General features: G+C 74.5%; 3 protein-coding genes. All 3 read left to right on the top strand.

Going from position 1 to position 6,108, the window contains the following annotated elements; all coding sequences use genetic code 11:
- Positions 1-30: 30 nt before the first annotated feature.
- Positions 31-3,810 (top strand): S8 family serine peptidase, encoded by a 3,780-nt coding sequence (locus Q7W29_12950; protein ID MDO9172727.1) that lies wholly within the window; start codon positions 31-33, stop codon positions 3,808-3,810.
- Between the two features lie 111 nt (positions 3,811-3,921).
- Complete coding sequence (radA, locus tag Q7W29_12945) at positions 3,922-5,373, top strand: DNA repair protein RadA (GenBank protein MDO9172726.1); 1,452 nt, start codon at positions 3,922-3,924, stop codon at positions 5,371-5,373.
- A gap of 2 nt (positions 5,374-5,375) precedes the next feature.
- Positions 5,376-6,108 (top strand): IspD/TarI family cytidylyltransferase (locus Q7W29_12940; protein ID MDO9172725.1); only part of this gene is annotated, 733 nt, incomplete at its 3' end.

The following is a 6,108-nucleotide window of genomic DNA, read 5'->3' as shown; positions in this document are numbered from 1 at the left end:
CCAAGACATCGCAGCCAGGCTGGAGGCCCCATGAGATCCCGTTCCGTCATCCGCGCGGCCGCGCTGGCCGCGTTCTGCTTTGTTGCGGCGACCGCGACCGCCGCTCCCACGACCGTTGCTCCTGCGTCTTCGGTCGAGGTGGTTCGCGCTCTCGCGGATCCCGATTTCCCCGGCCGCAGCGCCGACGGGACCATCGCCGTCTGGGTGTGGTTCCAGGACAAGGGGTTGCAGGGGGACGCCCTGGAACGGGCTCTGGACGACGCCGAGCGCTCCCTGGGCGAGCGCGCCGCCGCCCGACGGGCGAAGACGGCCACCGATAAAGGCAGCCGCCTGGTCGACGCCACCGACCTGCCGCTGCACCGCCCGTACCTCGACTCGGCGCTGGAGACCGGCGCGCGCCTGCGCCGCGAATCCCGCTGGCTGAACGCGGCCAGCTTCGACGCGCGGCCCGCACAGGTGCGCGCCCTGGCGGCGCTGCCCTGCGTGCGCGAGGTGACGCTCGTGCGGCGCGCCCAGCCGCGCCCCGCGCCGGCGGCTCCCGGGATCGGGATGGCGGCTCCGGCGGACAAGGACCTGGCCTGGTCGATCGACTACGGCGGCACGCTCGCGGACCTCGAGCAGATCAACGTGCCCGCCCTGCACGAGGAGGGCGTCCACGGCCAGGGCGTGCTGATCGGCATGATGGATTCGGGCTTCCGCACCAGCCACGTGTCGCTGTCCGGCCTGCCGGTGCTCGACCGCTGGGACTTCGTCAACGGCGACGGCGTCGTGGAGAACGAGGCGGGCGACCCGAGCACCCAGGACGACCACGGCACCAAGACGATGTCGACCGTCGGCGGCTACGACCCCGGCAGCCACGTCGGGCCGGCCTTCGCGGCCTCGTTCGTGCTGGCCAAGACCGAGGACGTGTCGCAGGAGGTGCCCGCCGAGGAGGACAACTGGGTCGCGGGCATCGAGTGGCTCGACACCTTCGGCGTCGACCTGGTGAGCAGCTCGCTGGGCTACATCGACTGGTACGTCGTCGCGGACCTGGACGGCGACACCGCCGCCTGCACCGTCGCGGCCGACCTGGCCGTGGGCAAGGGCATCGTGGTCTGCAACTCCGCGGGCAACGAGCGCGGCACGAGCTGGAACACCCTGGTCACGCCCGCCGACGGCGACAGCGTGATCACCGCCGGCGCGGTCACGAGCACCGGCGCCATCGCCTACTTCTCCTCGCCCGGGCCGACGGCCGACGGGCGCATCAAGCCCGACGTCTGCGCCCTGGGCTCGAGCAACCACGTCGCCAACCCCGCGGGCGGCTACACGACCGCCTCGGGCACGTCGTTCTCCTGCCCGCTGACCGCCGGCGTGGCGGCCCTGGTGCTGTCGCGCGTGCCCTCGCTGACGCCCATGCAGGTGCGCGAGGCCATGCGCATGACGGCCGACCGCGCCGCCTCCCCGAACAACGACTTCGGCTGGGGCATCCTGGACGCCCACGCCGCGGCGCACTATTTCGGCGCCTCGATCCTGCACGCGCCGCTCGGGGACACCGAGCAGACGGCCGGTTCCTACGCCGTGGACTGCACGATCACCGACCGCGTCGCCCTGACGCCCGCCGACCTGCGGCTGCACTGGCGCGCCGACGCGGGCGCCTGGCAGCAGGTCCAGCTCGCGTCCGCGGGCGGCGACGCCTACGCGGCGGCGATCCCGGCGCAGGCCGGCGGCGCCGTCGTGGACTACTACCTGACCGCCGGCGACGTCCTGGGCGTCGCAACGGCGCTGCCGGCCGCCGCTCCGGCGACGGTCTTCTCCTTCCGCGTCGGCGCGGACGTCACGCCGCCGCAGATCGTCCACACGCCGCTGGGCGACCAGCCGGGGCTGACCTGGCCGCCGCTGGTGCGCGCCGTGGTGACCGACAACCTCGGGCTGGCCGACGTCGGCGTGGCCTTCACCTGGAACGGCGTCCCGCAGACGGGCTTCGCTCTCGCCGACCAGGGCGCGGGCGTCTACCAGGCGACGTTCCCGATCGACGCCGGTTCGGTGCAGACGGGGGACACCTTCGCCTATACCGTCGTCGCCCACGACGCGGCGGTCGTGCCCAACGCCGCGAGCGACGGCCCGCACGCGTTCACGGTCATCGACGCCCTGGGCGTGGCCCTGGTCATCGACGACACCGCGGCCAAGAAGGGCGTCGTGGCGGGCGACGTGAAGTTCGACGAGCGCAAGCTGCCCGTCGCCTCGCCGGACCCGGCGAAGGCCGCGCCCGCGAACCTGGACCGCTGGCTGCGCGAGGCCGGTTACGTCACCACCGTCGTGGACGCCGTCGCGGTCGTCGCGGGCGATTTCACGGGCAAGCAGTTCGTGGTGCTGAACTGCGGCGCCAACACCGGCCCCGTCGTCGACGCGGGCCTGCGCGCCCTGCTGCAGGACTGGGCCGCCGTCGGCGGCAAGCTGCTGATCGAGGGCGGCGAGGTGGCCTACGACGCCGTCTCCTCGCCCGGCTATCCCGACTTCGCCGCGCAGGTGCTGCACGCCGGCGCCTGGCGCAGCGACAACGCCGGCGCCCTGAACCTGGTGCCGGGCATGTCGACGCACCCGGTGGCGACCGTCCCGCACGCGCTGCCCGCGACGTTGAACCTGACTTACAGCGCCTACGGCGACCAGGACGCCGTCGATCCCGCCGCCGACGCGGTCGTGGTCTACGGCACCGCCTCCTACGCCATGTCGGCGGGCGTGATGGTCCACGACGACAACCCGGCGCCGCAGGCCGGCCAGATCGTCGTGCTGTCCCTGAACGTCGGCGCCCTGACCGACACCACGGCCGCCAAGCACCTCGTCGAGAACGCGGCGGCGTACCTGATGGCCGACGAGGGTGCGGCGAGCGGCTCGATCACCGGCCTTGCGTGGACGGTGGTGGGCGGGGCATACGTGCCGTTGGCCGGGGCCGCGATCGACGCCGGCGCGGGCCACGCCGCGGTCTCGGACGGCGACGGCCGCTTCGTCATCGACGGCCTCTACGCCGGCAGCTACGTCGTGACGGCCACCCACGCCGGCCTGAGCACGGACGTCGCGACGGTGGCGGTCGCGGAGGGCCAGGCCGCCGAAGCCTATTTCCGCCTCGTGCCGGTCGCGCACCTGGCGTACGACAACGTCACGCCGGCGGCGATCCCCGACAACAACGTCACGGGCATCGTCTCGATCATCCACGTCGGGGCGGCCGGCTCGGTCGCGGGCGTGGACGTCGATCTCGACGTGACGCACACCTGGCGGGGCGACCTGATCGTCGAACTGCAGTCGCCCGAGGGGACCGTGGTGCGCCTGCACAACCGCAGCGGCAGCTCCGCCGACAACATCGTGGGCAACTACCCCGGCACGCTGGCGGTGGAGGGGCCGGGCTTGCTCGCGGACTTCGTCGGCGAGGCGATCGCCGGCGACTGGACGCTGCGGATCTCCGACGTGGTCGGCACCGACACCGGCACCCTGAACGGCTGGGGCCTGAACCTGACCCTGCCGGCCGACCTCACCGCGGCGCCGCCTGCGCCGGCCGCGGCCGTCCGTCTGCTGCCCAACCGGCCCAACCCGTTCAACCCGCGCACCGAGATCCGTTTCGAGCTCGCGCGCGACGGCTCGCCGCGGCTGGCCGTCTTCGACGTGCGCGGCCAGCTCGTGCGGTCGCTGCTGGCGGGCGGCCCCCTGGCCGCCGGCCCGCACGCCGTGATCTGGGACGGCCGCGACGACGCGGGGCGCGAAGCGCCGAGCGGTCTCTACCTGGCGCGGCTGGTCGCCGACGGTGTCCGCCTGGAGCGGAAGTTGCTGCTGGCCCGCTGAGAGCCGGTCCGCGATCGGATCCGGGGGCGCCTTTGACCGGGCGCCCCCTTTGACTGAGCGCCCTCGATCCGCTATCCTCCCGCTGCACACCCTCCCGGAGAGCGAGCCCCGATGACCAAAGCCAACACCCGCTACGTCTGCGGCAACTGCGGCCACGAGGAACTGCGGTGGCTGGGGCAGTGCCCGCAGTGCCGCGAGTGGAACTCCTTCGCCGCGATCGCGACGACGGCCCCCGCCGGCAAGGGCAAGGGCGGCGGCTTCACCCGCGCGCGGCCCGAAGCCGCCGCGGCGCGGCCGGAACTGGCGCCGGTCGCGCTGTCGCGCGTCGCCACCGCCGCGAACGAGCGCATCCCCGTCGAGCCGCAGGAGGTCGCGCGCATCCTCGGCGGCGGGCTGGTGGCGGGATCGGTCGTGCTGCTGGGCGGCGAGCCCGGCGTCGGCAAGTCCACGCTGCTGACCGGGCTGGCGCTGAACTGGGTGCGCGCCGGCGTGCGGGTCCTCTACATCGCCGGCGAGGAGTCGCCGTCGCAGATCCGCATGCGCGGCGAGCGGATGGGCTTCGACCCGCGCGCCGGCGAGGGCTTCCACGTCCTGGACGGCGTCGACCTGGAGAGGCTGCTGGCGGCGATGTACGCCGACCGCGAGGCTCACCCGGGCCCCTGCGTGGTGATCGCCGACTCGATCCAGACGCTGCACTCCGGCGACATCGACGCCTTCCCCGGCAGCGTCGGCCAGATCCGCTACTGCGGCGGCGTGCTCGCCGACTTCGCGCGCACGACCCTCTGCCCGGTCTTCCTGGTGGGCCACGTCACCAAGTCGGGGGACCTCGCCGGTCCCAAGCTGCTCGAGCACATGGTCGACACCGTGCTCTACTTCGAGGGCAGCGGCGGCGGCGCGCTGCGCATGGTGCGCGCGGTGAAGAACCGCTTCGGCGCGACCGGCGAGCTGGCCCTGCTGGAGATGCGCGGCGACGGTCTCGTGCCGGTCACCGACGCCGGGGCGCTGTTCCTGGGCGACCGCCGCGGCGGCGAGCCCGGCACCTGCGTCGGCGTGGTGCGCAACGGCACGCGGATGTTCCTGACCGAGGTGCAGGCCCTGGTGTCGCCGGCGCGCTACGGCACGCCCCAGCGCGTGGTGCAGGGCGTGGACAGCAAGCGCGTGGCCCTGCTGGCGGCGATCCTGGAGAAGCGGGCCGGGCTGGACCTGGCGGGCTGCGACATCTTCGTCAAGGTCGCCGGCGGCGCCCGGCTGGAGGACCCGGCCGCGGACCTGGCCGTGATCACGGCCCTGGCCTCGTCGCTGCGCGAGATCCCCGTGCCGCTGGACACCCTGGTGCTGGGGGAAGTGGGCCTTACGGGCGAGGTGCGCGACGTCATCGACCGCAAGAACCGTCTGCGCGAGGCCGCCCACCACGGTTTCAAGCGCGTGGTCGCGGCGCGCAACCTCCGCACGCCGCGCACCGAGCAGGGCATGGCCGTGCTGGCGGCGGGCACGGTCGACGAAGCGGTGTCGCTGGCCCTGCAACCGCCCGAACGCGGCCGCACCGCCGCGGCGAAGGAGTGAGCGTGGGCGACCAGCGCCGACCGCCGGCGATCCCCCTGCACGTGATCGTGGTCGCCGGCGGCGAGGGCCGACGCGCCCGCACCGGCGCGGACGAGGCGCCCAAGCAGTTCCAGGTCGTCGGCGGCCGCCCGCTGCTGCTGCGGGGGCTGGAAGCCTTCCTGTCGCTGCCCGGCCTCGCCTCGGTGACCGTGGCCGCGCCGCCCGCCTGGCAGGCCGTGGTGCGCGAGGCCTTGGCCGCGGCGACGTCGCTGCCGACGATGGTGTGCGACGGCGGCGAGACCCGCACGGCGTCGACCGGGCTCGCGGCCGAGGCGCTGCAGCAGGCATGTTCGCCGCGCGACGACGACCTCGTCGCGGTCCACGACGCCGCCCGCCCCTGGGTGACGGCCGAACTCGTCGGGCGGCTCGCCGCCGCGGCCGCGGCGCACGGCGGCGCGGTGCCGGGCGTCGAGGTGACCGACACCATCGTGGCCCTGGATGACGCGGGAGACGACGGCGCCCGTGGCCTGCGCTACCTGCCGCGCGCCGGCCTGCGCGCGCTGCAGACGCCGCAGGTCTTCCGCTGGCGCCCCTTCCTGGAGGCGCACCGCTGGGCCCGCGCGACCGGCGCGGCGTTCACCGACGACGGCGGGCTGCTCGCGGCGCGTGGCCTGCCGCCGGTGCTGGTGCCCGGCGAGCCGGGCAACCGCAAGATCACCACCGCCGAGGACCTCGCGGCCGCCCGCGCCCGCGCCG

It is taken from the genome of bacterium (genome assembly GCA_030654305.1).
Classification (GTDB): Bacteria; Krumholzibacteriota; Krumholzibacteriia; order LZORAL124-64-63; family LZORAL124-64-63; genus PNOJ01.
This window is presented reverse-complemented; position numbering and strand designations above follow the sequence as displayed.

Excerpts from the sequence above, each read along its gene's own strand:
- Q7W29_12950 (MDO9172727.1), top strand. The coding sequence starts at position 31 with ATGAGATCCCGTTCCGTCATCCGCGCGGCCGCGCTGGCCGCGTTCTGC.
- radA (MDO9172726.1), top strand. The coding sequence starts at position 3,922 with ATGACCAAAGCCAACACCCGCTACGTCTGCGGCAACTGCGGCCACGAG.